Raw genomic sequence first — 24,112 nt, 5'->3', positions numbered from 1 at the left:
GCCGATGTCATTAATGTGCCATTGACAACTATATGCCGTTAGCACATAAAAGCATATCAACCCGGAACGATGCCTCCCATGGACATGCAACTCGCGCCTGCGCCGCTCGTGACGGATCCTCGTCGCCGGCTTATCCTCTTCCTTTTCCTGATGACCGCCATGTTCATGGCGACGCTTGATAATCAGATCGTCTCCACGGCTCTGCCGACGATCGTCGGTGAATTCGGCCATCTCGAGCGTTTCGGCTGGATCGGCTCCGCCTATCTCCTGTCGCTGAGCGCCGTCATGCCGCTCTACGGCAAGCTCGGCGACTTGTTCGGCCGCAAATATGTGATGATGACGGCGATCATGATCTTCACCGTCGGCTCGGCGGTCTGCGGCCTTGCGGTCTCGATGAATACGCTGATCGCCGCCCGCGTGCTGCAGGGCCTTGGCGGCGGCGGCATCATGGTGTCGATCTTCGCCGTCAACGCCGATCTGTTCGAACCGCGCGAGCGGGCTCGCTACCAGAGCTATTCCAGCCTCGTGCTGATGGCATCGGGCGCGATCGGCCCTGTGCTTGGCGGCACGATGAGCGATCTCTTCGGCTGGCGCTCGATCTTCCTCGTCAACGTGCCGATCGGCTTCATCGTGCTCACCGGCCTTGCCTTCATGCTGCCGTATCGCAAACCGCATCGCCGCCCCAAGATCGATTATGCCGGTGCGCTCCTGCTTGCCATGACGACGACAAGCATCGTGCTTGCCACCGACAGCAGCGAGCTGTTCGGCGCATTGATCTCGCCGCAGAGCATCGGCATCGTCGCCTTCGGCGTCATCTGCGCCGTCACCTGGGTATTCACAGAGCGCCGCGCGCCGGAGCCGATCGTTCCCCTGCAGCTGTTTCGCAATTCCACCTTCAGCCTGCTCCTGGTCATCTCGATCATGGGCGGCGCCATCGCCATCGGCATGGTCAATTATCTCGCCCTCTTCCTGCAGACCACGACCGGCCTTTCGCCGTCGGCCGCCGGCCTGCTCTTCATCCTCCTGACCGGCGGCCTCGTCTGCGGATCGCTGACAGCAGGCCGGATCATCTCGAAGACGGGGCGCTACAAGCCCTTCGCCATCGCAAGCCTCACCTGCAGCGCCACTGCCTTTGCGTTGATGTCGCAGATCCACGCCGGAACGCCGATCGTCTTCATCGGCGCGATCATGATGCTGCACGGCATCGGCATCGGCCTTGCCCAGCAGGTTCCCGTCATCGGCGTACAGAATGCAGCACCGGCCCGCGACGTCGGCGCCGCCACCGGCTCGGTGACGCTGTCGCGCATGGGCGGCGCCTCGATCGCTATTTCCATCTACGGCGCCATCATCGCCTCTGAGCTCGGCAAGGTCGGCGTCTCCATTCCCGGCGTCGCCGATATCGAGCAGCTGACGCCGAAAATGATGGCCGCCCTTCCCGAAGCGAGCCGCCAGGCCGTTGCCGATACCTATGCCGCCGCCTTCTCACCGCTCTTCATGACTTCCTGCGCCATTGCGCTGATCGGCCTTGCGGCCGCCATCATGCTGAAGCCGGTGCAATTGCCCCGCGCCGGCGAAACGACGAGGCCGCAACCGGCGACAGCGGAAGCTGCCGAATAGTCGAATCGCCCCGCGGAAATGCCTTACCAAGAGGCGTCTCCTCACCAAGAACATATTTCTGGTTGCAATTTTCACGCATGGCTGTCGCTATCGGGCTGGTTAATTCAATCGGCCCGTTCTTTTTCCGCGCTGTCGACGAATCTCCGCTTTGTGACGGAACTTTCGCCATAATTTCATCCGAGCGAAGGGAGGCCTTAATGCCTGAGGCTTGCCAAAATGCAACGGCGCCACATTTAAGCAGAGTCTCGCTATGCAACCGATGCGTAAATCAGCTACAGCAAAGACTTGTATCGGCCGATTGTGCAGCGCGAGATCAGGGGTGCGCACCTGTTGAATTCCCTTTGCCATGGTCGGTCCGAATCTCAGGCAAACCGGCAAAACAGCGACATGATGCGGAGAAACAGACTGGACAGCTTGACGACGTGGAAATCGCCCGCGCTTTCCAGTGATGCCATCTCCGCGCCGCGGCGCTTCGCGCGTCGCCTGATGCTGCTTTCGGCCGTCGCAATGGCGCTGAATGGCTGCCAAACGCTGATCGACCAATCCTATCAGCCGAGTGTCTCACCTTCTTCCAATCCACAGATCGTCGACGAGGTGCAGAAGAACGACCCGCGCGCGGCGATGGGCGCTCGTGAGCATCCGCGCATCGTGGCAAGCTATGGCGGCGAATACAAGGACGCCAAAACCGAGCGCCTCGTCGCCCGCATCGCCGGCGCGCTGACGGCGGTGTCGGAAAATCCGAGCCAGTCCTACCGCATCACCATCCTGAATTCGCCGGCGATCAACGCCTTTGCGCTGCCGGGCGGTTATCTCTACGTCACCCGCGGCCTGCTCGCCCTTGCCAACGACGCTTCGGAAGTTGCCGCCGTGCTGTCGCACGAAATGGGCCATGTGACGGCAAACCACGGCATCGAGCGGCAGAAGCGCGAAGAGGCTGAGGTCATCGCCAGCCGCGTCGTCGCCGAAGTCCTTTCCAGCGACATCGCCGGCAAGCAGGCGCTTGCCCGCGGCAAGCTGCGGCTCGCCGCCTTCTCCCGCCAGCAGGAGCTGCAGGCCGATGTCATCGGTGTGCGCATGCTCGGCGAAGCCGGCTACGACCCCTATGCCGCTGCCCGTTTCCTCGATTCCATGGCCGCTTACAGCCGCTTCATGTCGGTTGATCCCGAAGCCGACCAGAGCCTCGACTTCCTGTCGAGCCATCCGAATTCGGCGCAGCGCATAGAGCTTGCCCGCACCCACGCCCGCGCCTTCGGCCAGGAAGGCTCTGTCGGCGACAAGGGCCGCGATTATTATCTCGACGGCATAGACGGACTGCTCTACGGCGACAGCCCGGAAGAAGGCTATGTGCGCGGCCAGACCTTCCTGCATGGCGGCCTCGGCATCCGCTTCGACGTGCCGCCGGATTTCCACATCGACAACAAGGTCGAGGCGGTGATGGCCACCGGTCCGAACGACATCGCCGTCCGTTTCGACGGCGTCGCCGACAATCAGAACCAGAGCCTCACCAACTATATCTCCAGCGGCTGGGTAACCGGCCTCGACCCGTCAACCATCCAGCCGATCACCATCAACGGCATGGAAGCAGCCACCGCGCGCGCCAGCGCCGACCGCTGGGATTTCGATGTCACCGTGATCCGCAACAATTCGCAGATCTTCCGTTTCCTGACGGCCGTACCGAAAGGCAGCGACGCCCTTGAGCCAACGGCCAATGTGCTACGCGCCAGTTTCCGGCGCATGACGCCGGCAGAGGCGGCATCGCTGAAGCCGCTGCGCATCCGCGTCGTCACCGTCCGGCCGGGTGAGAACATCTCGACGCTCGCCGCCCGCATGATGGGCACCGACCGCAAGCTCGATCTCTTCAAGCTCATCAACGCCCTGCCCACGGGTGCGGCCGTTTCAACGGGCGATCGCGTCAAGATCATTGCCGAATAAAAAAGGCCCGGCTTACGCCGGGCCAGTCTGTGCTGCTGGAGGGGACAAGCATGTCGCGCAAAAGTGGGCAGCGGTTTTGCGATAACGACATGCGTAAAAAAACACCTAAAGCACGACCGGCGAATCTGAAAGATCGCGACGCGCTTTCGGTTCAAGCGTAGGCCGCCATATGCGGATCGGCGCTGACGAGGGCGCTGCGGAGTTTTTCCATCGCCCGGCTTTCGATCTGACGCACACGTTCCTTGGAAATGCCGAGATCGGCACCGAGTTCTTCGAGCGTGGCACCGTCTTCCGCCAGACGCCGGGCGCTGATGATCTTCATCTCGCGTTCGTTGAGATGTTTCAGCGCCGAAGCGAGCCAGACGCGGCGACGCTCCCCGTCGATCATGTTGGAAACCTGCTCGTCCGGCAGGGGATCGTCGCTGACGAGGAAGTCCATCTTCTCCGCGCTCTCGGCATCGCCGGAGACCGAAGGCGCCTGCAGCGAAGCGTCGTTACCGGAAAGCCTGGCATCCATCGTCTGCACATCGGCGAGGCTCACGCCGAGGGCCGCGGCGATTTCCTGGTGAATGGATTGCAGCGTCAGCTGTGTGTCACCCTTGGCGAGCTTGGCGCGCAGACGACGCAGATTGAAGAACAGCGCCTTTTGCGCTGAACTCGTGCCACCACGCACGATCGACCAGTTGCGCAGGATATAATCCTGGATCGAAGCCCGGATCCACCAGCTTGCATAGGTCGAAAAGCGCACGTCGCGTTCCGGCTCGAAGCGTGCGGCGGCCTCCAGCAGGCCGACATAGCCCTCCTGCACGAGATCGCTCATCGGCAGGCCGAAATTGCGGAACTTGCCGGCCATGGATATGACGAGGCGCATATGGGCCATGGCGATCTGGTTGCGCGCGCCGCGGTCGTCGTGATCCTTCCAGCGGGTGGCAAGATCATGCTCTTCCTGACGGGCAAGATAGGGGGCGGCCATCGCGATTTTGATCATGCGCCGATCTGCAGACATGTTCTTCATTTCGATCTCCCAAAGCAGGCCTCTCGCCCTGAAATGAACAATAAAACTCATGTTCCGGAACATCGCTGTCCGGATTGAATGGGTTCTGAATGCATAAAAGCCTCGCCCCTGGACTTTTCAGGGGGAGGCCCTATTTCTCATCATGTGCCGGTAAGACGGCTGGGCTGGACCTGTTTCTTCACTTTGCCGGATGGGCAATATAGAAAAGGCATGATCCGCTCCTCATCGAACATTGACGGAATAGCAGTTCGCTCGTTGAGGCCATTGCCTGACGAGCAGTCCGCAATTACGTGTGATAAACGCGGCAGTCGGGAAAAAGTTCCAATAAAAAAACCCGGCACGAAGGCCGGGTTTTTTGACAGAAAAACGGGGTCGCTTTATGCGGCTTCGTCCTGCGAATCGTCTTCTTCAATCGTCTTGCCGCGCTTCGGACCCTTGTTGAGATTGGTCTCGACGAGACGGACGGCTTCGGTTTCCGACATCTTGTTGACAGCGGCGATTTCGCGCGCCATGCGGTCGAGCGCAGCCTCATAGAGCTGGCGCTCGGAATAGGACTGTTCGGGCTGGTTCTCGGCACGATAGAGATCGCGCACAACTTCAGCGATGGAAATCAGGTCGCCGGAATTGATCTTGGCATCATATTCCTGGGCGCGGCGGGACCACATGGTGCGCTTGACGCGCGCCTTGCCCTGCACGACCTTCAATGCACGCTCGACGAAATCCGTTTCCGAAAGCTTGCGCATACCGATGCTCATGGCCTTCGCAACCGGAACCTTCAGACGCATCTTGTCCTTCTCGAAATCGATAACGAAAAGTTCGAGCTTCATGCCGGCAACTTCTTGCTCTTCGATAGCGGTGATGGTACCGACGCCATGAGCGGGGTAGACGATCGATTCACCGGTCTTGAAGCCGTGACGTGCTGTAGAAGGCTTTTTCTGCTGAGTCGTCATTCTATTCAAAAACTCCCTGTTACGCTTCCGGCGGCGGCCGGAGCCGGGTCAGTCAGGCCCGGGTGAGACGGTAGTATCCGTCGGGTGACTTCACTCTGGTCCCATCGGGCAAAAGCAAAGACTTCTTGCGCGCGATCTTGGGACCCGGCGCTCAAAGCGTTGATATGTCACGGAAACCGCGTACGGATTGGTTTTGCTTTCGTGATGGTTTTGGGCATGCGTCATGCCACAAATGGAACAGTAACCGAAACCTATCATAAAAATATGAGGAAATCAATAATTTGCTTCGCTTGAGTCATGCGGGCAACACATGTCACCCATATGCCTCACGCAGCTTTTACAACGTTTCGGCCCGCGGTCGCCCGAATCCGGCGACCGAATGTGGACACTGTTTCAATCGCCGGAACCAGGCTTCTCGGAAAAATATTTCTCGAATTTTCCGGCCTCGCCATCCATTTCCTTGGCCTCAGGCAACGGCTCCTTCTTGACCGTAATATTCGGCCAGATCGTCGCATATTCGGTGTTGATCTTCAGCCATTTGTCGAGGCCCGGCTCGGTATCGGGCTTAATCGCCTCGGCGGGACATTCCGGTTCGCAGACGCCGCAATCGATGCATTCGTCGGGATGGATGACGAGGAAATTCTCGCCCTCATAGAAGCAGTCGACAGGGCAGACTTCCACGCAATCGGTGTATTTGCACTTGATGCAATTGTCGGTCACGACATAGGTCATGAAGAACTCCAGGATTTCCATGCGGATGGGGCCGGGCAACCTGGAACGTCGCGCCTATCCCCGTGCCGGAGGAAAAGCGTGAGCAGGCTTGGGAGGCAAGCACGCTTCCGGCAGGTTGTCAGTGACGTATCGGCTTTATCGCCGGATTTCAAGGATAAACGATCTGCAAAAGCCGCCGCCGCAGACAGAGTTTTCTAATCCTCGTCCGACATCAGCCTGTCGATTGCACGTCTTTCCTTTTTGGTCGGACGGCCGGTGCCGGTCGCCCGGATTGCCTGCTCGTAGGGCGTGAGACGTTTTGCCTCATCGGGCGGCGGGGATTGGTCGTCGTAAAGCAGGCGCGCCTGCTCGTAAGGCCCCCGCCGCTCGCCGGCAAGGCGCACGACGAGAACGACGTCGCGCCGCTCCAGCGTCAGCTCGATACGGTCACCCGGCTTGACCATCTGGCTCGGCTGGCTGCAGCGCTCGCCGTTGATGCGCACATGGCCTGATTGGATATGGCTCTGCGCCACCGAGCGTGACTTCGCCATGCGCGCGAAGAACAGCCACTTGTCGATGCGCTGGCGCGAACCGCTTGTCGGCTGTGTCTCCCCGCTCATGACTACTTCTTCATCTGCTCCTTGAGGGCCGCGAGCTTGGCGAAAGGCGAATCCGGATCGATCGGCTTCTCCTTGCGCGGCGGCTTGGCCTCAAAGCGCAGCGGCTGCGAGCCGCCGCGATTGTTGTTGCGGTCGTTACGATCGTTGCGGTCACCGCGATCCTTGCGATCGCCACGGTCCTGCCGGTCGCCGCGCGGCTGGTCGCCCCGTGGTTGGTTGTTGCGGTCGCCCCTTGCCTGCTGCGGCCGGCCGCCATCGCGACCGCCGCCTTCCTTGCCGCGGTTCTGGCGATTGTTGTCACGGCCGTCGCCGCCGCGATTGGCCTCGCCGCCTTCACCGCCGCCGGGCCGGCGATTGCGGTCGCCGCGTTCCTGGTTCTGACCGCGCTCCTGGCCCTGGCCGCCACGGCGATCGCCATGCCCGCCGCGCGCCTGGCGCTGATTGTCGTTGCGGCCGCCGAGACGCCACAGAAGAACCGGCTTCGGTTCCACCGGCTCGCTGGCTTCCCCAACTGCAGGTACTGCTTCCCCAGCAGCAGGTGCTGCTTCCTCGGGAACGGACACCGCTTCCCCAGACGCTTCCGCCGGAGCCGATGTCTCGATCGCTTCGACAGGAGCGGGGGTCTGGACCGCTTCGGCTACGGGCGCGTCAGCAACCGCCGGAGCCGTCTCGGTTGCAGACGCTTCGGCAGCAGTCTCTTCCGCCGCTCCGTCGGCATCGTCGTGATCAGCCTTTTCGGCTGTCTCTTCCGCAGGCGTTTCCGCAGTGGCAGCAGGCACTGAGGCCGCATCCTGCGTCGCAAGATGTACTGATGCCTCCTCCGCCTTCACGGCATCGGCGCGATAGCCGAGACCCTTGAGGATTTCTTCCATGTCCTCGAGCGTCGCACCGAGGATCGACAGCATCGCCGTCGTCGTCGTGAAGCGGCGGCCGTCATAGGCGCCCTCCGGACGGTTGTTTTGACCGGGCTTCCATTGCAGCAGCGGCCGGATGATATCGGCAAGCCTTTCCAGAATGTCGATGCGCACGGCACGCTTACCGAGGAAACGGAAGCCGGCGAGCTTGTAGAACATCCGCTCGAAGCTCGGATCGGTGACGACGGAGGTGCGGCCGGCGGCAAGCACCGGAATGAGATCGCCATAACCCGGCTTGTCGAGACCGTCATTCTTCAGCGCCCAGAGCAGCGTGATGAGCTCGGCCGGCGCCGGCTTCAGAAGTGCCGGAACGAAGATATGATAGGCGCCGAAACGCACGCCGTAACGGCGCATGGAGGCACGGGCCTCCTGGTCCAGCGACTTCACCTCCTCGGTCACGTCGCGACGGAAGAGCACACCGAGATTCTCGACGAGCTGGAAGGCAAGCCCCTTGGCGAGGCCCTGCAGGTCCTCGGCGCGCGACAGATCATCGAGCGGCTTCAGCACCGTGCTGATATGATGATTGACGAAGCGCTCGATGCGGGCGGCGACGTGATCACGGGCATTGCCCGTCAATTGTTCGTCGGCCAGCAGGATCACGCGCGGACGCATGATGTGATCGCTGCCCGAAAGCCGCGCCACCGGGTCGCCCAGCCAACGGATCAAACCGTCCGAACCGATCACCAGATCGCTGTTGCCGGCGGCATGCATCCGGGCCGCGCGGGCTTCGAACTCGAGCCCGAGCGCCTTCTGCGACGCAGCCTGAACCGCCTTGGCATCCGGTCCGTCCGTTCCCGCCACCGGCGTGAAACGGAATCCGCTCAACTGCCCTACATGATGTCCTTCAACGAAGACATCGCCATTCACACTGATTTCAGCTTCCAGCATCGCATTCTCTCTCAGGCGCTTCATGAGCACAGATGTCCTGCGATCAACAAAGCGTTTCGTCAACCTTTCATGTAACGCGTCGGACAATCGATCTTCGATTTCCCGCGTCTTTTCCTGCCAGTGTGTCGGATCGGCAAGCCAACCGGGCCGATTCGAAACGTAGGTCCAGGTCCTTATCTGCGCGATTCGCGCCGAAAGCGTGTCAATTTCCCCATCTGTTCGATCGGAGCGATGAACCTGCTCCGCCAGAAACTGCTCGTTCACCGTGCCATAGCGGACGAGATCGGAAAAGAGGGTCGCGATAAGATCGGCATGTTGTGCTGGGGTGATACGCCGATAGTCGGGAAGCGCGCAAGCCTCCCAGAGTTTTTCGACGCGCGCCGGCCTGTCGGCGAGATCGATGACCTCGGGATAGCGCGAAAGCTGTTCCAGCGCCTGCTGGTCGACCGCAGGCAGCGCCCGCGTCAGCCCCGGTACGCGCGGTCCCACCTCAAGGCTGGCGCGCAGCGATGCGATTGAGGAGAAGTCCATCTCCGTCGTCCGCCACTGCAAAACCTTGACGTTGTCGAACTCGTGCCCCTCGATGCGCTGCACCAGCTCATCGTCGAAGGGCGAGACCTGTCCGGTGACGCCGAAGGTCCCGTCCCGCACGTGTCGCCCGGCGCGCCCGGCGACCTGGCCGAGTTCGCCAGGATTGAGATTGCGGAACTGGTAACCGTCGAATTTCCGGTCCTGGGCAAAGGCAACGTGATCGACATCGAGGTTGAGGCCCATGCCGATCGCATCGGTCGCCACCAGATACTCGACGTCGCCCGCCTGATAGAGCGCCACCTGCGCATTGCGGGTGCGCGGGCTAAGCGCGCCAAGCACGACCGCGGCGCCGCCGCGCTGCCGGCGGATGAGCTCGGCGATGGCATAGACCTCGTCGGCAGAGAAGGCGACGATGGCCGAACGCTGCGGCAGCCGGGTGATCTTCTTCTGCCCGGCGTAGAAAAGATGCGAAAGCCGCGGCCGCTCGACGATATTGATGCCGGGCAGGAGCTGCAGCAGGATCGGCCGCATCGTCGCCGCACCGAGCAGCAGCGTCTCCTCGCGGCCGCGAAGATGCAGGATGCGGTCGGTGAAGATATGGCCGCGCTCGAGATCGCCGGCGAGCTGCACCTCGTCGATCGCGACGAAGGCGGCCTTGGTCTCGCGCGGCATCGCTTCGACGGTGCAGACGGAAAAACGCGCATTGGGCGGCGAAATCTTTTCCTCGCCGGTGACCAGCGCCACATTCTGCACGCCGACCTTCTCCACCACCCGCGTATAGACCTCGCGCGCTAGCAGCCGGAGCGGCAGGCCGATCACGCCCGTCCCATGCGCAACCATGCGCTCGATGGCATAATGGGTCTTGCCGGTATTGGTCGGCCCGAGCACCGCGGTCACACCGCGCCCACTCAGAATCATCGGCTGCGAAGTCAGAGTCATGAGTCCATGCAAATGAGGCGGGTGGCCCCAGGAAAATCTCGGCTCCTCGATGGAAGCCAGTGAACACATGGACAGCTGCCGCCGCAAACGCAAGGGCAGATTTCAAAATGCCTCGGGGATTACGACCTTTGCGAGTCCCGTGGAGCGTCCGAATTGCCGATTCGGAACAGCGTGAGAACGAATCAGCGACGAATCGGTGACTCCAGCTGATTCAGCTTTTGTTCACGGCTAAGTATTGATTTTGAATCACTTTTTCCCACTAGATGCTGAATCATGAGACTCTCTCTTGTTCGTATTTTCGCTATCGTGAGTGACCGATTCCCGCCTGATCTTGAACAGGCGAAAATCCGCCCGAAATTAACCTCTCGACCAAAGCCGGAACGAATCGGAGACGAATCGCTGACTCCGTCGTTTTCGCCTTTCGTTCACGGCCACATCTGGTAGCAGCTTCAGGTCCGGGCGCTAGATGCGGATCGGCGGCAGGGGCCTTCGTTCCACCTCATCGCACCGGCATTAATCTTTCGGGAGCCGGATTCAGATCGCGTTAAACTGCGGCAGCCGATACGGGTGCCGAGTGCAGGCGTTGATCAAAGAGGGAACGAATCGCTGACGAATCGGCGACATCACGATTTTCCCGCTTTGTTCACCGCAACATATTGTATTTAAAGGAGTTTTTAACCATACGGGTGATTTCCCGGAATGGTCGAATTCGACCGATGCTGCCGACCGTTCGTGAAAGCGGCCATGCTCCTCAGAAAACCGCAAACAAGGTTTCGTCACATTTCGAGAGCTTAGCCGGGAACAAAAATCGCCAATAAGTGTTTCTCGTCCATTCGAATTGCAGATGAAATGAAGGGAACACACTATGCTCGGCACGATACTTCTTGTTATCCTTATTCTGCTTCTGATCGGAGCCCTGCCGAATTGGGGTTACAGCCGTGGCTGGGGCTATGGACCTTCTGGCGGTTTGGGGCTAGTTCTCGTCATTATCATTATCCTTGTACTCATGGGCCGCGTCTAAAGGCCTACAAACCTGGGGAGTTACGACATGATGAAGAAGATTGTTCTTATTGGTGCGCTCGTCGGCGCTCTGGCATCCTGCACGGCGACCGAGCAAGGTACGGCGATCGGCGCCGGCACCGGTGCGGTCATTGGCGGTGTCGTCACCAACAGCTGGGGCGGCGCAGCCGTCGGCGCCGTTGCAGGCGGTCTGACCGGTGCTCTGATCGGTCATTCGGTCGAACGCCGCGGCTACTGCGTCTATCGCGACCGCTACGGCCGCCGCTACGAGGCTCGTTGCCGCTAATCGGCAAAGGCATATCGGACTCCCGACGGGCGCTTCGGCGCCCGTTTTCTTTGCCGCTCACACCCGTCAACGAGTCGTTGACACTCGGTTGCGAAAGTCAAATCTACCGCCGCCCGACGGGCAGGCCCATATCTCCTTCACGAGCGCAACGGACAGGCAGAGCCGCCCGGCGCACCGGAAAGGAACGTTTCCATGATCCAGATTTTCCTGAATTCCCTCGTCGCCGCTCTCATCGCATCGGCTTTCCTGACGACCGCGATATCAGCCCTCAGCAGCGGAGACCGCTCGCTCGCCAAAGTCCCAGCCAGAGTTCGGAAACAGCGACATCCAAACACCGACCGCCGGTCTTGATCCAGCAAATGAAATAAGCGATGGCGCGTCTCCCGGCGCGTCATCGCTTTGAATCTGCCGATAATCCGTATTACCGACTCGAGGAATGGAATTGCCTAGGCGAAGTATTGCCCACCATTGGCCGTCAGCGTCGAACCGGTGATGAAGCCGGCATCGTCGGAGACGAGGAAGGTGACGCAGCGCGCGATCTCTTCCGGTTCGCCGAGACGGCCGACGGGGATCTGCGGAATAATGCGTTCATTCAGCACCTTCTCCGGCACGGCAAGCACCATTTCCGTTCCGATGTAACCGGGGCAAATGGCGTTGACGGTGATGTTCTTGTTTGCCCCTTCCTGCGCCAGCGCCTTGGTGAAGCCGAGATCGCCCGCCTTGGCCGCCGAATAATTCACCTGGCCCATCTGGCCCTTCTGCCCGTTGATCGACGATATATTGACGATACGGCCGAAGTTGCGGTCACGCATGCCGGTCCAGACCTGATGCGTCATGTTGAACAGGCCGGTGAGGTTGGTATTGATCACCTCGTGCCACTGCTGCTGCGTCATCTTGTGGAACATCGCGTCGCGGGTGATGCCGGCATTGTTGACGAGGATTTCGACAGGCCCGATCTCGCTTTCGATCCTGGCAATTCCCTCGCCGCAGGCGAGGTAATCCGAAACATCCCATTTGAACACCGGAACGCCGGTGACATCATGGAAGGCTTTGGCCTTCTCGTCGTTGCCCGCATAGCTGGCCGCGACCCTGTATCCGGCGTTTTTCAGTGCCATGGATATTGCCGCGCCGATGCCGCGTGTACCCCCAGTGACCACAGCCACTCTGCTCATGTTCCGCTCCCCTTTTGTTTTTCGCCCCGCCGCGTGGCGGGATCTTCAATCAAACATGGATCGTATGCTATTTAAAGCGCTTCAAAGCACATGGCCACACCCATGCCGCCCCCGATGCAAAGCGTGGCAAGACCTTTCTTCGCACCGCGGCGCTTCATTTCGAACAGCAGCGTGTTGAGAACGCGCGCGCCGGAGGCGCCGATCGGGTGGCCGATCGCGATCGCCCCGCCGTTGACGTTGACGATCGACGGATCCCACCCGAGATCCTTGGTGACGGCGCAGGCTTGCGCCGCGAAGGCCTCGTTGGCTTCAACGAGATCGAGATCGTTCACCGACCAGCCGGCCTTCTCGAGCGCCTTGCGCGAAGCCGGGATCGGTCCGGTGCCCATGATCTGCGGATCAACACCTGCCGTTGCCCAGGAAACGATGCGAGCGAGCGGCTGGATGCCGCGCCGGACTGCCTCCGCTTCACTCATCAGCACCGCCACAGCGGCACCATCGTTGAGGCCGGACGCGTTCGCGGCCGTAACCGTGCCGTCCTTGTCGAAGGCCGGGCGCAATTTCCCCATCGCCTCGAGCGTGGCGCCGTGACGGATATATTCGTCAGCATCGACCGTAACGTCGCCCTTACGTGTCTTGATGACGTAAGGGATGATCTCGTCGACAAAGCGGCCGGCCTTCTGCGCTGCCTCCGCCTTGTTCTGCGAGCTGACGGCGAATTGATCCTGGTCGTCGCGCGAAAGCTGCCACTGGCGCGCAACATTCTCGGCGGTGATGCCCATGTGGTAGCCGTGGAAAGCGTCGGTCAAGCCGTCCTTGATCATCGTGTCGATCATCTTCATGTCGCCCATCTTGACGCCGCCGCGCAGATGCGCGGCATGCGGGGCCATCGACATGGATTCTTGGCCGCCGGCAACGATGATCTTGGCGTCGCCGGTGGCGATCTGCTGCATGCCGAGCGCAACCGCGCGCAGCCCCGAGCCGCAAAGCTGATTGACGCCCCAAGCGGTCGCCTCCTTCGGAATGCCGGCCTTCATCGCCGCCTGGCGGGCCGGGTTCTGGCCCTCGCCGGCGGAGAGCACCTGGCCGAGGATCACCTCGTCCACCTCGCCGGGATCGACGCCGGCGCGCTCGAGCGCGCCCTTGACGACGGCCGCCCCGAGCTCATGCGCGAGAACCGTCGCGAAAGCGCCGTTGAAAGCGCCGACTGCTGTTCGCCCTGCACTGGCGATGACGATGGATGGATTGCTCATGGGGACGCTCCTCGTTTTCGTCTCACTTACATAAGTGGAAACTGGCAAAGCTTGGAGCACAAGTCAAACGCGAAGACCGGCTGCCGTCATTTTTCGGCAGCAGCCCGCGAAAGCCCGATTCATCTGCTCTGTGAAAGGTTTGCCGCATCGCACAAAGAGATTGTCACCGGCCTTCTTTTGCGTTTACAGTCTCAACTGGAGGAATATCCATAAATCAGACGGGGGTTCAGGAGACTGATATGGCGAAGCATGAGGGTCAGATTGTTATCAAGAAATACGCCAATCGCCGCCTATACAACACGGGCACCAGCACTTACGTGACGCTGGAAGACCTGGCGGAGATGGTGAAGAAGGGCGAAGAATTTACCGTACAAGATGCAAAAAGCGGAGATGACATCACCCATTCGGTGCTGACCCAGATCATCTTCGAACAGGAATCAAAGACCGGAAACACACTGCTCCCCATCTCCTTCCTGCGCCAGCTCATCACCTATTATGGCGACCAGATGCAGATGGTCGTGCCGAGCTTTCTCGAACATTCGATGCGCTCCTTCACCGAACAACAAGCCCAGATGCGCGAGCAGGTGACCCGCGCTTTCGGCGAAACGCCGCTCGGCAAGAACCTGCAGTTGCCGATGCAGATGGTCGAGGACCATGTTCGCCGCAACACCGAGCTGTTTCAGCAGGCGATGCAGATGTTCTCGCCCTTCATGACGCCGCCTGCCAAGGAAAGCCGCAAGGCCGAGGCCAAGGATATCGACGAGCTGAAGGAACAGCTCCGCGCCCTTCAGAACAAGCTCGACAACCTATAGTCCGATCGAGACATCCCGCCCGGCGCTTCGGATCGACACGGCAAAACCGCCGATGACATCGATCAGAGCGATCGTCATCAAAATGAAGAATACCTGCGTCGCAGCATCCCGGACGAGCAAAAACTCGACCAGGAAGGCGATGAAGACCAGCATCGACAACATGTGGTTGACGAGATTGCCGGGACCGGTCCTGGTCGCTTTGAGGATTTCGAAGAACAGCACGACAAGTGCGATGACGATGAAAAGATCGCCGAGCGCCATGCTCCAGATCGCGCCCGAGATCATCGACAGCACGATGATATCATGCTGCAGTGCCGGAATGCCGCCATCGCCCATCAGGCCCAGCATCGCCAGATTGTAAAGAATAAACGGGATAATCATCAGGGGCATGGCGGCTATCATCGGCAATCTCCCAGCGCATCATGCTTTCCGAAAATCGGATGCGATTTTCGGAAAGCATGATGCGTAGCTTCAAAGTGCTACAGCGTCCTTTGCGCGTCTGAAAAGACGCGCGGCACAGTAGCGCGCAAGAAGAATACTGCCGCAAACCGTTGTCTGACTGCAAGTCATTGCAAATATTATATTGTCGAAATGCAAAAGGCCGGCATGACGCCGGCCTTGAAACTTCGATCGGACAAGCCGGATCGGGAAATTATGCGCTTTCCTTCGGCGTCAGGACCTGGCGGCCGCGATACATGCCGGTCTTCAGGTCGATATGATGCGGGCGGCGCAGTTCGCCGGAATTCTTGTCTTCGACGTAGGTCGGAGCCTTCAGTGCGTCTGCCGAACGGCGCATACCGCGCTTGGACGGGCTTGTTTTTCTCTTCGGTACAGCCATTTCACTTACTCCACTTGCGGGCAAAACATTCCCACGGCCAGACTGGCGGCCGAAACGGACATGTCGCGATTTCGGAATTTGGCGCGCTTATACATGCAAGGGGTGGCCTTGACCAGTCCCCATGCGTATTTTTTGCGAAGCCGATGATTCCAGGCTCAGACTTCGTCTTCCGGCACGATCCAAGGCTCGGCGCGGGCCGCCTCTTCCCATTTCCGCCAGGCCGGATGCGCCTTCATGGTCTCCATATAGGCCAGGATATCGTTTCGGCTGACGAGATCATAGATGTCGAACCGGTTGACGACAGGCGCAAACATCGCATCCGCCCCGCTGAACGCACCAAACAGAAACGGTCCGCCGGATTGCTGCAGCAGGTCGCGCCAGATCGTCTCGATACGGCTGATATCGGCGTCGACACCATCCGGCAGCGCGATCTTGCCCTTCGGCCGGCGGATATTCATCGGGCAGGCGCTACGCAGCGCCCGGAAGCTCGAGAGCATTTCCATCGAAACCGAACGGGCGAGCGCCCGCTCGGCACGATCCCTCGGCAGAAGGCCGGCGTCCGGATAAAGCTCGGCGACATACTCGACGATCGCCAGCGATTCCCAGATCTTCAATGCGCCGTGCTGCAGGATCGGCACCCGCCCGGTCGGCGAAATCGCCTTGATATTGGGATTGCCACTGGGATAGTCGAAGGGGATCAGGACTTCCTCGAAATCGACGCCGGCGCCCGTCAGCGCCATCCAGGGCCGGAACGACCAGGAAGAGTAGTTCTTGTTGGCAATGTACAGCGTCGGTTTATCCATGGGCCTCTCCCGTTCAGGCTTCGAAATCGAAAATCAGCAATTCGTGGAAATGGTTCATATCCTCGAACACGCAGAATGCCGGCGGGGTCAGCTCGAGAACAGGGGCCTTGCGGCGGATATCGTCGGCCACCTCATCGAGCATCGCCTGCCAGCGCGGCAAGGCTTCATCCTCCAGCCGTTCGATCGCATAGCCAAAGGTCATGTGGAACTTGTATTCCTCATGGCTCGGCTGGCGATAGCCCAGAAGATCAGCCAGCGCATTACGCCAGGCGCGCATGACCCTGCGGTCGTTCTCCGTCGCCCCGTCGACGAGCAGGCCCGACGGGCGAGCGTCGACGATGGCGACCTTGAAGGGATCGAACATCGAGAAACCTTCGAGCCTGGCCGCCATCAGCGCGGTCATGTCTTCGATCGGCGTATCGAGTGGGAGGTCGCCCGGCCAGGAATCCTGCCGGCGCCTGGTCTCGATGACACCTTCGAAAAGCGTCATGTGAATGCTTGATATCGGCGTGAAGAGGAACTGCGGGGCCTCGGGCATCGCCAGATATTTCTCACGCGCCTCGATCAGCGCCGTCTGCGTCTGCGAGCCCTTCTCGAGATGGCAGACGATGGTGTTGCCGGCTTCCGGCAGAAAGCCGCCGACCTTGCGATAGCGGCTGCCGAGATGGGCGGGCGGGGTCGGATTATGCCTCTCCGAATAAAGGAGAAGCTCGGGCGAAAACGTCGTGGTGGTCATGGGCGACTCGGGGGCTCTGGTTGGACTGCATTCGCCCATATGGCAGAACCAAGAATGTCAGATGACACTTGCCGCTTCTAGAGCATGATGCCGAAAAGTGTGAGCGGTTTTTGGACGATATCATGCGCTAACTATATAATTTAGAACAGGATTCAGATTTCAGGCAGAACCCGGACTGAAATCTGAATCCTGCTCTAACGACAAGTTCTGATGTCAATCATAAATGCACCTGATGTAATCGCCTGAACCTTGCGCGCGTCTCTCGATGACGCCGGCGAGCCGGCGAAGGCCTCGTCCGGGCTTGCCGGCATTGCGGTCGATCGGGTTTGGCAGCGAGACGGCAAGCAGCGATGCCTGGCGCCGCGTCAGCTTCGAGGCCGGCACCTTGAAATGATGCTGGGCCGCGGCCTCGATGCCGTAGATGCCGGGACCCCATTCAGCAATGTTGAGATAGATTTCCATCAACCGCCGTTTCGACAGGACGAAATCCGTGGTCACCGCGAGCGGAAGTTCCAGCGCCTTGCGCACGAAGGAGCGGCTGTTCCAGAGGAAGAGGTTCTTCGCCGTCTGCATCGGAATGGTACTGCCGCCGCGTGTCGCCTGACCTTTCAGCGTATCCTCGACCAGCATGCGCATTTCCGCCCAGTCGACGCCGCCGTGAAAGCAATATTGCCCGTCCTCCGACATCATCACCGACTGCACCACAACCGGGGCGATATTATCAAGCGACACCCATTGCCTGTCGTAACCACGCAGCAGCACGAGATCACGCAACATCAGCGTCGAGACGGGGTGAATGAAGGGCAGCAGATAGAAAAAGATCAGTGCATAGGGAAGGATCAGCAAGATCAGCACGGCAAGAACAATGCGTTTCAACACACGCCGGTCTTCGAACCATCGCCGACGAGCCGGCATGTCGACGCTGTCCTCTCTCTCTGGCGCTATATCCAATGTCCCCAAGTCCGATTTCGCTCCTGTCGTTCTCATAACGCCTGTGCAGAGCTTATGCCAGAGTGCGCGGCGAATCTTGCTGCCGCCATCGACAATTCCGTTGCAAGCCCGTGGGCGCTCATGCCAAACAGCGCCCATGGACGCGAACCGGAACACTTTCGAGACGAGGCTGAAGAACAACGCCCACGAGATCGAGGCGCTGCTCGACCTATTGCTCTCGCCGAGCACTCTTTCCGATGAAATCGCCAGGCCCGAGACGCTGCGCGATGCCATGCATTATGCCGTGCTGAACGGCGGCAAGCGGCTGCGCCCGTTTCTCGTCGTCGAAAGTGCAGCCCTTCTCGGCGGCGACGCAGAGGCGGCACTTCGCGTCGGCGCCGCCCTTGAATGTGTCCACTGCTATTCTCTCGTGCATGACGACCTGCCGGCCATGGACGATGACGACCTGCGCCGCGGCAAACCGACGGTACACATCAAGTTCGACGAAGCGACGGCAATCCTCGCAGGCGACAGCCTGCTGACCTACGCCTTCGACATCATCGCTGCGCCGGAAACGACCCTTCCCGATACCAGCAAGGCATCGCTGGTGCTGGCCCTTGCCCGCGCAGCCGGTCTCGGCGGCATGGCCGGCGGCCAGGCGCTCGATCTCGCGGCAGAAAAGCAGGCCCCCGACGAAGCCGGCATCATCCGCCTGCAGGCGATGAAAACCGGTGCGCTGATCCGCTTCGCCTGTGAAGCCGGCGCCGTCATCTCGGCAAGCCCGCCGGAAGATCGCCGCCGCCTGCGCGCCTTCGGCGAAAAGATCGGTCTTGCCTTCCAGCTTGCAGACGACATTCTCGACCTGACCTCGGACACCGCGACCATGGGCAAGGCAACCGGCAAGGATGCGGCCCGCGGCAAGGGAACACTTGTAGCTCTTCGCGGCATGGAATGGGCCGAAGCCCAGCTCCGTGAGCATGTCCGCGATGCCGAGGCGCTGCTTGCCCCCTACGGCCCTCGCGCCTCGATCCTCACCGCCGCGGCGCATTTCATCGCCGACCGGAAGAGCTGACATCCCCAGGCCCGCCTCCGGCGTTGGGGAGCTTTGACTGTTCCCCGACGCCGATGATCCGATCGTTCAGGCGCCGGCTAAAACAGGCGCCTGAACCGCAGCGGTTCGCCGCCCCAGGATCGCAACGATCATCAGACCGCCGACGACGCTCAGATGCTCGATCGCAAACAGCATCTCGAGAAAGGCGGCTTGGCCGCTCATCGACCAGAAGGCGTGCGCGATCGGGATCGTCAGCACGGTAAAGACGCCGAGAGCGCCCGCCCCGAGCCAGATATGCCGACCGGAGATGACAAGGGCGGAGCCGGCTAGCTGCACGAATATGACGGCAATCGCAGTCGGCGCAGCAGGCGCAAGGCCGTAGTGCTCCATCTCTGCGATCGCGGTCGGGAAGTCGAAGAGCTTCGCAAGCCCGCTCGACCAGAAGACCAGCGTCAGCAGAATGCGGGCAAAGATCCGAAAGCTGCTCGATGCCAGCAGGCGATCGACATGATGCATTCTCATTGTTGATTCCTCGATAGTCGAAAGGATTGGGATCGGCGTCGCAGCGCTTGCTCCCCGGGGCCGCGGGCTCACGCCTGCGGCGGCGGCGGAATGTCGATGCCGAAACGGGCGGCCGTCGCGACGATCTTCGGAACGTCGGGCGCGCTCATCGGCGGAAAGGCTGTCGTGCCGGGTGCGACCGGCTCGCCGATCGCCATGAAGAACTCCTCATGCAGATCGCCGGGGAAATTGATCAAAAGCAGCATCGAGGGCGTCTCGGCAATATTCCGGAAGGAATGCAGCGTGCCCGGAGAGACGTGGACGAAATCGCCGGGGCCGCAATGCTTGGTCTCGTCGCCGACGACGATCTCGTAACGGCCTTCGAGGATGAGAAAGGCTTCCTGATCCGTCTGCGTGTGCGGCGGCGGGCCGGCGTTCGGAGCCGTATAGGCTTCGATGACGGTGAAGCTGCCTTTGGTATCCGCGTAGCGGGCACGAAAGGTGAGGATATTGCCAAGAAAATGGACGGTCATCGGCGCAGCGGCGTCGGACCGGCCGGAAAGGGGAGCGGAATTCATCGACTTGTGCCTTGATTTGATTGTGATACACTTAACTCTTAATGAGACATCAATCTCATAACGAGGCATGAATGGACAGTCAAGAAAAAAGATTCGAGAGGGTCAATCAAAAGCGTCGCACGCGTGTCGAGTTGCTGCGTGCCGCGCGCGAGATCATAGAGAAAGGCGGCCACCCCTCGGTCGCCGAAGTGGCCGATCTCGCTGGCATTTCGCGCGCGACGGCCTACCGATATTTCTCGACGCCGGATGAAATCATCCGCGAGGCGGTCCTCGATGGCGTTGCGGATGTGATCAAGATCCCGCCAGCGCGGAACGACATGGGCGATGCGGAGGTCGGCCATCGGCTCGACGACCTGGTCTCGCAGATCTTCAAGATGGTCATCGACAATGAGGGCGTCTTTCGCGCGCTTCTCGGCAGCTCGGCTGTCGGCCAAGCGCAGGTCCGCCGCGGTGGCCGCCGCATCGCATGGCTGAAAGAGGCGATGTCACCGCTGCAGGCAACCATGCCGCCGAAGAATTTTCAGCGCCTCGTCCACGCACTGTCGCTGGCGGTTGGCATAGAGGCACTGGTGGTGATGCGTGACATCTGCGAGCTGGAGCCCAAGGAAGCGGAGAAGGTTCTGCGCTGGACCGCAAAGACCTTGCTTGCCGGCGCCATGGCCGAAAGCTGAGGAAATCGGTGGGCTGCTCAGGCCGCCAGCATGTCCTTGAGAGCGGAAACCAGGCGCGCGCACTCCTCGTCCGCGCCGATGCTGATGCGCAGGAAATCCGAAATACGTGGCTTGGCGAAATGCCGGACGAGAATGTTCCGCTCCCGCAAGCCGGCTTGAAGCGCTACACCCGATTGTCTCTCGTGCCTGGCAAAAACGAAATTGGCCTGGGACGGCAGGACCTAGAAGTGCAGCGTTTCGAGTTCGGAGACGAGGCTTTCCCGGCTGGCGATGATTTTCCTCCGGCATGTCTGGAACCACGCCTCATCCTTGATCGCCGCCGTCGCGGCGAGCTGCGCCAGACGATCGAGCGGATAGGAATTGAAACTGTCCTTGACCCGCTCCAGCGCCTCGAACAGCGGCCGCTGTCCCGGCGCGAAGCCGACGCGCAGACCTGCAGGCGAACGGGATTTCGACAGGGTCTGAATGACAAGCAGATTGGGATGCGTGGATATCAGCGGGATGGCGCTTTTACCGCCGAAATCGATATAGGCCTCGTCCATGACGACGACTGCATCCGGATGGGCGGCAAGAAGTGCCTCGATGCCGGCTAGCGGCAGGCCGATCCCGTCGGCGCATTCGGATTGGGGATGATGATTGCGCCGCATGGCCTGTCGTAATCCGCCAGCCGGACCTGGAACCTGCCGTCGACCGGCACCTCGATCGCCCCGACACAGTATAGCAGGCGCTGACGATTGGCGACCAGTACTGGCTCATCCGAACCTATGGGCGCTCATTCCGCCGCCGTCCGCTGGCCGAACCGTTTCTCGATATAGTCGACAACCAGCGCCTCGAAGTCGGCGGCGATATTGGGACCGCGCAGCGTCAGCGCCTTCCGCCCGTCGATGAAGACCGGGGCCGCCGGCGTCTCGCCGGTGCCGGGAAGCGAAATGCCGATATCGGCATGTTTGCTTTCGCCCGGCCCGTTGACGATGCAGCCCATGACGGCGACGTTCAGCGCCTCGACGCCAGGATATTTTTCGCGCCAAACCGGCATGTTCTTGCGGATGTCGTTCTGGATGTTCTGGGCAAGCTCCTGGAACACGGTCGACGTCGTGCGTCCGCACCCCGGACAGGCCGCAACCACGGGTATGAACTGGCGGAAGCCCATGACCTGCAGGATTTCCTGCGCCACCTGGACTTCGCGCGTGCGGTCGCCGTTCGGCTCGGGTGTCAGCGACACGCGGATCGTATCGCCGATGCCGTGCTGCAGCACGAAGCCCATCGCCGCCGACGAGGCGACGATGCCCTTGGTGCCCATGCCGGCTTCGGTCAGGCCGAGATGCAGCGCATGATTGGAGCGTTCGGCGAGCATGGAATTGACGGCGATCAGGTCCTGCACCTGGCTGACCTTGGCCGACAGGATGATGCGGTTGCGCGGCAGGCCGATTTCTTCGGCAAGGGCTGCAGAAAGCAGCGCCGACTGCACGATCGCCTCGCGCATCACCTGCCGGGCCGAAAGCGGCGATCCGGCTTCGGCATTCTGGTCCATCAGCGCCGTCAGCAGATCCTGGTCGAGCGAACCCCAATTCACGCCGATGCGCACCGGCTTGTCATAGCGGATCGCCATCTCGATAATCTCGGCGAACTGCTTGTCCTTCTTGTCCTTGAAGCCGACATTGCCGGGGTTGATGCGGTATTTCGCCAGCGCCGCGGCACAATCAGGATGATCGGCGAGCAGCTTGTGGCCGATATAATGGAAGTCGCCGATCAAGGGCACGTCCATGCCGAGGCGCAGCAGCCGCTCGCGGATCTTCGGCACGGCGGCCGCACTCTCGTCGCGGTCGACGGTGATACGCACCAATTCCGAGCCTGCGCGGAACAGAGCGGCGACCTGCGCGACGGTCGAATCGATATCGGCCGTATCGGTATTCGTCATGGATTGCACGACGACCGGCGCCCCGCCGCCAACGATGACACCGCCGACATCGACGGCAACGGAAGCGCGGCGCGGTTTCGGATCAAAATCGGCGGCTGAAGACATGAAGAGTTCTTGCACCCCTATAAACAGTGCTTTTCAGGTGGATCAAGGCCGGCTGCTTGTCAACCGCCCCTGATATCACTTTTGTTGGGAGGCGGCTCAGTGACCGCCTCCGGAGGTCCCATCGGCATAATGGGCCAGCTTGGAGAGCAGGAGAACGACGAGCAGCAGCACCGGCAGCGCCATGAAAACGACGGCAAAGCCGATATGCTCGGCGACGAAGCCGATCAACGATGGCGCAACCAGCATGCCGGAATAGCCCATGGTCGTGACCACCGAGATGGCGATGCCGGGCTTGAGTCCGGGTATGTTGCCCGCCGCCGAGAAGGCGATCGGCACCATGTTGGAAATGCCGATGCCGCAAAATGCAAAGCCCAGGATGGCAAGCTCGGCATTCGGCGCCAAGCCTGCAAGCAGCATGCCGATAATGGCAAACAGCGTGCAGATGCGCAGCGTCTTGACGCCGCCCAGACGGTCGCGCACCAGGTCGCCGGCAAAGCGCATGATTGCCATGGTCGCCGAAAAGGCTGCGAAACCAAGGCCGGAAAGTGCCACGGATGCATCCATTTCCTGCCGGAGATAGAGCGCGCCCCAGTCCAGAACCGCACCTTCCGGCACCATACTGAACAGCGCCATCAGTCCGAGCAGCCACGGCAGCGGCACCATCGGCAACTTCGTCTTTTCCTTCTTGGTGTCGGGATGCGGCGGATCCGCAAGGACCATCGGCCAGGCGACGGCAACGAAGATTGCCGCCAGCACCGTCGCCAGTTGCGCATGGCCGAGAATGCCGAGCTTGGAGATCACGATGCCGCCGAGACCGGAACCGATCAGCCCGCCAAGGCTCCAGAAAGCGTGGCAGGACGACATGATGGCGCGGCGCATGGATTTCTCGACCGACACCGCATTGGCATTCATCGCCACGTCCATTGCGCCGATGAAGCCGCCGAACAGGAAGAGCGAGATTGCCCCGGTGAGCACATTTGGCGCGAGCGTCAATGCCAGCAGCAACGGCAACACGCAAAGAGCCAGTATCTGGACGACGACACGCGAGCCGTGTTTGGCGATCTGCGCACCGGCGAGCGGCATCATGACCAGCGAGCCGACGCCGAAGACGAGGATCATCAGCCCAAGCTCGAACTTGGTCAGCGCCAGACGCTCGGCAAAATCGGGGATCTTCGGCGCCCAGCAGCCGACGACAAAACCGTTCATGAGAAAGAGCAGAGAAACCGCCGCCCTGCTTCTGGTAACGAAGCCGCTCCGGGCTCCCGGCTTACTCACATGAGTATCCATTTTCCGATCTTTCCTCATTGCCGGGCTTGCTCGC

At 60.8% G+C, this 24,112-nt stretch carries 24 protein-coding genes and 1 pseudogene; 8 read left to right on the top strand and 17 right to left on the bottom strand.

Going from position 1 to position 24,112, the window contains the following annotated elements; translation table 11 throughout:
* Positions 1-78: 78 nt before the first annotated feature.
* Positions 79-1,617 (top strand): MDR family MFS transporter, encoded by a 1,539-nt coding sequence (locus AC1D2N_RS24870; protein ID WP_018448325.1) that lies wholly within the window; start codon positions 79-81, stop codon positions 1,615-1,617.
* Positions 1,618-2,004: 387 nt separating this feature from the next.
* Positions 2,005-3,549: a M48 family metalloprotease gene (locus AC1D2N_RS24865; RefSeq protein WP_047620233.1), complete on the top strand. Its 1,545-nt coding sequence runs from the start codon at positions 2,005-2,007 to the stop codon at positions 3,547-3,549.
* A 151-nt stretch (positions 3,550-3,700) separates the two neighbouring features.
* Here AC1D2N_RS24865 and AC1D2N_RS24860 read toward each other — a convergent pair whose 3' ends face one another.
* From AC1D2N_RS24860 to AC1D2N_RS24840, 5 genes are all read right to left on the bottom strand, one after another.
* Positions 3,701-4,564 carry an RNA polymerase factor sigma-32 gene (locus tag AC1D2N_RS24860; protein WP_018244054.1) on the bottom strand — a complete coding sequence of 288 codons (864 nt, stop codon included), beginning with the start codon at positions 4,562-4,564 and terminating at the stop codon, positions 3,701-3,703.
* Positions 4,565-4,941: 377 nt separating this feature from the next.
* Entirely contained in the window at positions 4,942-5,514 is a 573-nt protein-coding gene (locus AC1D2N_RS24855) for a CarD family transcriptional regulator (RefSeq protein WP_113542539.1), read from the bottom strand.
* A 393-nt stretch (positions 5,515-5,907) separates the two neighbouring features.
* Complete coding sequence (gene fdxA / locus AC1D2N_RS24850) at positions 5,908-6,246, bottom strand: ferredoxin FdxA (protein WP_130653283.1); 339 nt, start codon at positions 6,244-6,246, stop codon at positions 5,908-5,910.
* 194 nt (positions 6,247-6,440) lie between these two features.
* A complete protein-coding gene (locus AC1D2N_RS24845; protein ID WP_012759434.1) occupies positions 6,441-6,845 on the bottom strand; it encodes an RNA-binding S4 domain-containing protein in 405 nt (134 codons plus the stop codon).
* Positions 6,846-6,847: 2 nt separating this feature from the next.
* Positions 6,848-10,117, bottom strand: coding sequence for a helicase-related protein (locus AC1D2N_RS24840; RefSeq protein WP_130729449.1), 3,270 nt, complete (start codon positions 10,115-10,117; stop codon positions 6,848-6,850).
* A gap of 865 nt (positions 10,118-10,982) precedes the next feature.
* On the opposite strand from AC1D2N_RS24840, the gene AC1D2N_RS24835 reads away from it, so the two are divergent.
* The 3 genes from AC1D2N_RS24835 (at position 10,983) to AC1D2N_RS24825 (ending at position 11,774) form a co-directional block, all read left to right on the top strand.
* Complete coding sequence (locus tag AC1D2N_RS24835; RefSeq protein ID WP_007632343.1) at positions 10,983-11,138, top strand: DUF3309 family protein; 156 nt, start codon at positions 10,983-10,985, stop codon at positions 11,136-11,138.
* Positions 11,139-11,165: 27 nt separating this feature from the next.
* Positions 11,166-11,423: a YMGG-like glycine zipper-containing protein gene (locus AC1D2N_RS24830; RefSeq protein WP_018244057.1), complete on the top strand. Its 258-nt coding sequence runs from the start codon at positions 11,166-11,168 to the stop codon at positions 11,421-11,423.
* 192 nt (positions 11,424-11,615) lie between these two features.
* Positions 11,616-11,774 (top strand): hypothetical protein, encoded by a 159-nt coding sequence (locus AC1D2N_RS24825; RefSeq protein WP_165418676.1) that lies wholly within the window; start codon positions 11,616-11,618, stop codon positions 11,772-11,774.
* A 95-nt stretch (positions 11,775-11,869) separates the two neighbouring features.
* Here the strand turns inward: AC1D2N_RS24825 and phbB are convergent, their stop codons facing one another.
* Together phbB and AC1D2N_RS24815 are read right to left on the bottom strand one after the other, a co-directional pair.
* Complete coding sequence (phbB, locus tag AC1D2N_RS24820) at positions 11,870-12,595, bottom strand: beta-ketoacyl-ACP reductase (protein WP_026230971.1); 726 nt, start codon at positions 12,593-12,595, stop codon at positions 11,870-11,872.
* A gap of 71 nt (positions 12,596-12,666) precedes the next feature.
* Positions 12,667-13,848 (bottom strand): acetyl-CoA C-acetyltransferase, encoded by a 1,182-nt coding sequence (locus tag AC1D2N_RS24815; protein ID WP_018244060.1) that lies wholly within the window; start codon positions 13,846-13,848, stop codon positions 12,667-12,669.
* Between the two features lie 239 nt (positions 13,849-14,087).
* On the opposite strand from AC1D2N_RS24815, the gene phaR reads away from it, so the two are divergent.
* Positions 14,088-14,660, top strand: coding sequence for a polyhydroxyalkanoate synthesis repressor PhaR (gene phaR, locus AC1D2N_RS24810; protein ID WP_003543798.1), 573 nt, complete (start codon positions 14,088-14,090; stop codon positions 14,658-14,660).
* Here phaR and AC1D2N_RS24805 read toward each other — a convergent pair.
* From AC1D2N_RS24805 to mtgA, 5 genes are all read right to left on the bottom strand, one after another.
* Positions 14,655-15,062 carry a hypothetical protein gene (locus tag AC1D2N_RS24805; RefSeq protein WP_003543801.1) on the bottom strand — a complete coding sequence of 136 codons (408 nt, stop codon included), beginning with the start codon at positions 15,060-15,062 and terminating at the stop codon, positions 14,655-14,657. The genes phaR and AC1D2N_RS24805 overlap by 6 nt on opposite strands.
* Positions 15,063-15,312: 250 nt before the next feature.
* Positions 15,313-15,498, bottom strand: coding sequence for a 50S ribosomal protein L32 (rpmF, locus tag AC1D2N_RS24800; RefSeq protein WP_003543812.1), 186 nt, complete (start codon positions 15,496-15,498; stop codon positions 15,313-15,315).
* Positions 15,499-15,653: 155 nt separating this feature from the next.
* Positions 15,654-16,301, bottom strand: coding sequence for a glutathione S-transferase family protein (locus AC1D2N_RS24795; RefSeq protein ID WP_130653285.1), 648 nt, complete (start codon positions 16,299-16,301; stop codon positions 15,654-15,656).
* Positions 16,302-16,314: 13 nt separating this feature from the next.
* Entirely contained in the window at positions 16,315-17,037 is a 723-nt protein-coding gene (locus AC1D2N_RS24790) for a DUF1868 domain-containing protein (protein ID WP_130653286.1), read from the bottom strand.
* A gap of 213 nt (positions 17,038-17,250) precedes the next feature.
* Positions 17,251-17,988 carry a monofunctional biosynthetic peptidoglycan transglycosylase gene (gene mtgA, locus AC1D2N_RS24785; RefSeq protein ID WP_026230972.1) on the bottom strand — a complete coding sequence of 246 codons (738 nt, stop codon included), beginning with the start codon at positions 17,986-17,988 and terminating at the stop codon, positions 17,251-17,253.
* Positions 17,989-18,124: 136 nt separating this feature from the next.
* Between mtgA and AC1D2N_RS24780 the strand changes: the two genes are divergently transcribed.
* On the top strand, positions 18,125-19,039 hold the full coding sequence (locus AC1D2N_RS24780) for a polyprenyl synthetase family protein (protein ID WP_130653287.1): 915 nt from the start codon (positions 18,125-18,127) through the stop codon (positions 19,037-19,039).
* A gap of 66 nt (positions 19,040-19,105) precedes the next feature.
* Here AC1D2N_RS24780 and AC1D2N_RS24775 read toward each other — a convergent pair whose 3' ends face one another.
* Together AC1D2N_RS24775 and AC1D2N_RS24770 are read right to left on the bottom strand one after the other, a co-directional pair.
* On the bottom strand, positions 19,106-19,540 hold the full coding sequence (locus AC1D2N_RS24775; RefSeq protein ID WP_018244065.1) for a DoxX family protein: 435 nt from the start codon (positions 19,538-19,540) through the stop codon (positions 19,106-19,108).
* Positions 19,541-19,608: 68 nt separating this feature from the next.
* Positions 19,609-20,097 (bottom strand): cupin domain-containing protein, encoded by a 489-nt coding sequence (locus AC1D2N_RS24770; protein ID WP_130653288.1) that lies wholly within the window; start codon positions 20,095-20,097, stop codon positions 19,609-19,611.
* A gap of 71 nt (positions 20,098-20,168) precedes the next feature.
* Between AC1D2N_RS24770 and AC1D2N_RS24765 the strand changes: the two genes are divergently transcribed.
* Complete coding sequence (locus AC1D2N_RS24765; RefSeq protein ID WP_112905535.1) at positions 20,169-20,768, top strand: TetR/AcrR family transcriptional regulator; 600 nt, start codon at positions 20,169-20,171, stop codon at positions 20,766-20,768.
* A 17-nt stretch (positions 20,769-20,785) separates the two neighbouring features.
* Here AC1D2N_RS24765 and AC1D2N_RS24760 read toward each other — a convergent pair.
* The 3 genes and pseudogenes from AC1D2N_RS24760 to AC1D2N_RS24750 form a co-directional block, all read right to left on the bottom strand.
* Positions 20,786-21,492 (bottom strand): annotated as a pseudogene (locus tag AC1D2N_RS24760) (pyridoxal phosphate-dependent aminotransferase); the annotation flags it as partial.
* A gap of 48 nt (positions 21,493-21,540) precedes the next feature.
* Positions 21,541-22,791 (bottom strand): flavodoxin-dependent (E)-4-hydroxy-3-methylbut-2-enyl-diphosphate synthase, encoded by a 1,251-nt coding sequence (gene ispG / locus AC1D2N_RS24755; protein WP_130653289.1) that lies wholly within the window; start codon positions 22,789-22,791, stop codon positions 21,541-21,543.
* A gap of 96 nt (positions 22,792-22,887) precedes the next feature.
* Entirely contained in the window at positions 22,888-24,078 is a 1,191-nt protein-coding gene (locus AC1D2N_RS24750; protein ID WP_130653290.1) for an MFS transporter, read from the bottom strand.
* Between the last annotated feature and the right edge of the window lie 34 nt (positions 24,079-24,112).

It is taken from the genome of Rhizobium sp. P1_B8 (assembly GCF_056406515.1).
This window is presented reverse-complemented; position numbering and strand designations above follow the sequence as displayed.

Excerpts from the sequence above, each read along its gene's own strand:
- AC1D2N_RS24815 (WP_018244060.1), bottom strand. The coding sequence starts at position 13,848 with ATGAGCAATCCATCCATCGTCATCGCCAGTGCAGGGCGAACAGCAGTC.
- AC1D2N_RS24805 (WP_003543801.1), bottom strand. The coding sequence starts at position 15,062 with ATGATAGCCGCCATGCCCCTGATGATTATCCCGTTTATTCTTTACAAT.
- AC1D2N_RS24870 (WP_018448325.1), top strand. The coding sequence starts at position 79 with ATGGACATGCAACTCGCGCCTGCGCCGCTCGTGACGGATCCTCGTCGC.
- AC1D2N_RS24795 (WP_130653285.1), bottom strand. The coding sequence starts at position 16,301 with ATGGATAAACCGACGCTGTACATTGCCAACAAGAACTACTCTTCCTGG.
- AC1D2N_RS24750 (WP_130653290.1), bottom strand. The coding sequence starts at position 24,078 with ATGGATACTCATGTGAGTAAGCCGGGAGCCCGGAGCGGCTTCGTTACC.
- AC1D2N_RS24790 (WP_130653286.1), bottom strand. The coding sequence starts at position 17,037 with ATGACCACCACGACGTTTTCGCCCGAGCTTCTCCTTTATTCGGAGAGG.
- AC1D2N_RS24860 (WP_018244054.1), bottom strand. The coding sequence starts at position 4,564 with ATGAAGAACATGTCTGCAGATCGGCGCATGATCAAAATCGCGATGGCC.
- AC1D2N_RS24835 (WP_007632343.1), top strand. The coding sequence starts at position 10,983 with ATGCTCGGCACGATACTTCTTGTTATCCTTATTCTGCTTCTGATCGGA.
- AC1D2N_RS24780 (WP_130653287.1), top strand. The coding sequence starts at position 18,125 with ATGGACGCGAACCGGAACACTTTCGAGACGAGGCTGAAGAACAACGCC.
- AC1D2N_RS24770 (WP_130653288.1), bottom strand. The coding sequence starts at position 20,097 with ATGAATTCCGCTCCCCTTTCCGGCCGGTCCGACGCCGCTGCGCCGATG.
- AC1D2N_RS24765 (WP_112905535.1), top strand. The coding sequence starts at position 20,169 with ATGGACAGTCAAGAAAAAAGATTCGAGAGGGTCAATCAAAAGCGTCGC.
- rpmF (WP_003543812.1), bottom strand. The coding sequence starts at position 15,498 with ATGGCTGTACCGAAGAGAAAAACAAGCCCGTCCAAGCGCGGTATGCGC.
- AC1D2N_RS24830 (WP_018244057.1), top strand. The coding sequence starts at position 11,166 with ATGATGAAGAAGATTGTTCTTATTGGTGCGCTCGTCGGCGCTCTGGCA.
- phbB (WP_026230971.1), bottom strand. The coding sequence starts at position 12,595 with ATGAGCAGAGTGGCTGTGGTCACTGGGGGTACACGCGGCATCGGCGCG.
- phaR (WP_003543798.1), top strand. The coding sequence starts at position 14,088 with ATGGCGAAGCATGAGGGTCAGATTGTTATCAAGAAATACGCCAATCGC.
- AC1D2N_RS24845 (WP_012759434.1), bottom strand. The coding sequence starts at position 6,845 with ATGAGCGGGGAGACACAGCCGACAAGCGGTTCGCGCCAGCGCATCGAC.
- AC1D2N_RS24840 (WP_130729449.1), bottom strand. The coding sequence starts at position 10,117 with ATGACTCTGACTTCGCAGCCGATGATTCTGAGTGGGCGCGGTGTGACC.
- AC1D2N_RS24855 (WP_113542539.1), bottom strand. The coding sequence starts at position 5,514 with ATGACGACTCAGCAGAAAAAGCCTTCTACAGCACGTCACGGCTTCAAG.
- ispG (WP_130653289.1), bottom strand. The coding sequence starts at position 22,791 with ATGTCTTCAGCCGCCGATTTTGATCCGAAACCGCGCCGCGCTTCCGTT.
- AC1D2N_RS24825 (WP_165418676.1), top strand. The coding sequence starts at position 11,616 with ATGATCCAGATTTTCCTGAATTCCCTCGTCGCCGCTCTCATCGCATCG.
- AC1D2N_RS24775 (WP_018244065.1), bottom strand. The coding sequence starts at position 19,540 with ATGAGAATGCATCATGTCGATCGCCTGCTGGCATCGAGCAGCTTTCGG.
- AC1D2N_RS24865 (WP_047620233.1), top strand. The coding sequence starts at position 2,005 with ATGATGCGGAGAAACAGACTGGACAGCTTGACGACGTGGAAATCGCCC.
- fdxA (WP_130653283.1), bottom strand. The coding sequence starts at position 6,246 with ATGACCTATGTCGTGACCGACAATTGCATCAAGTGCAAATACACCGAT.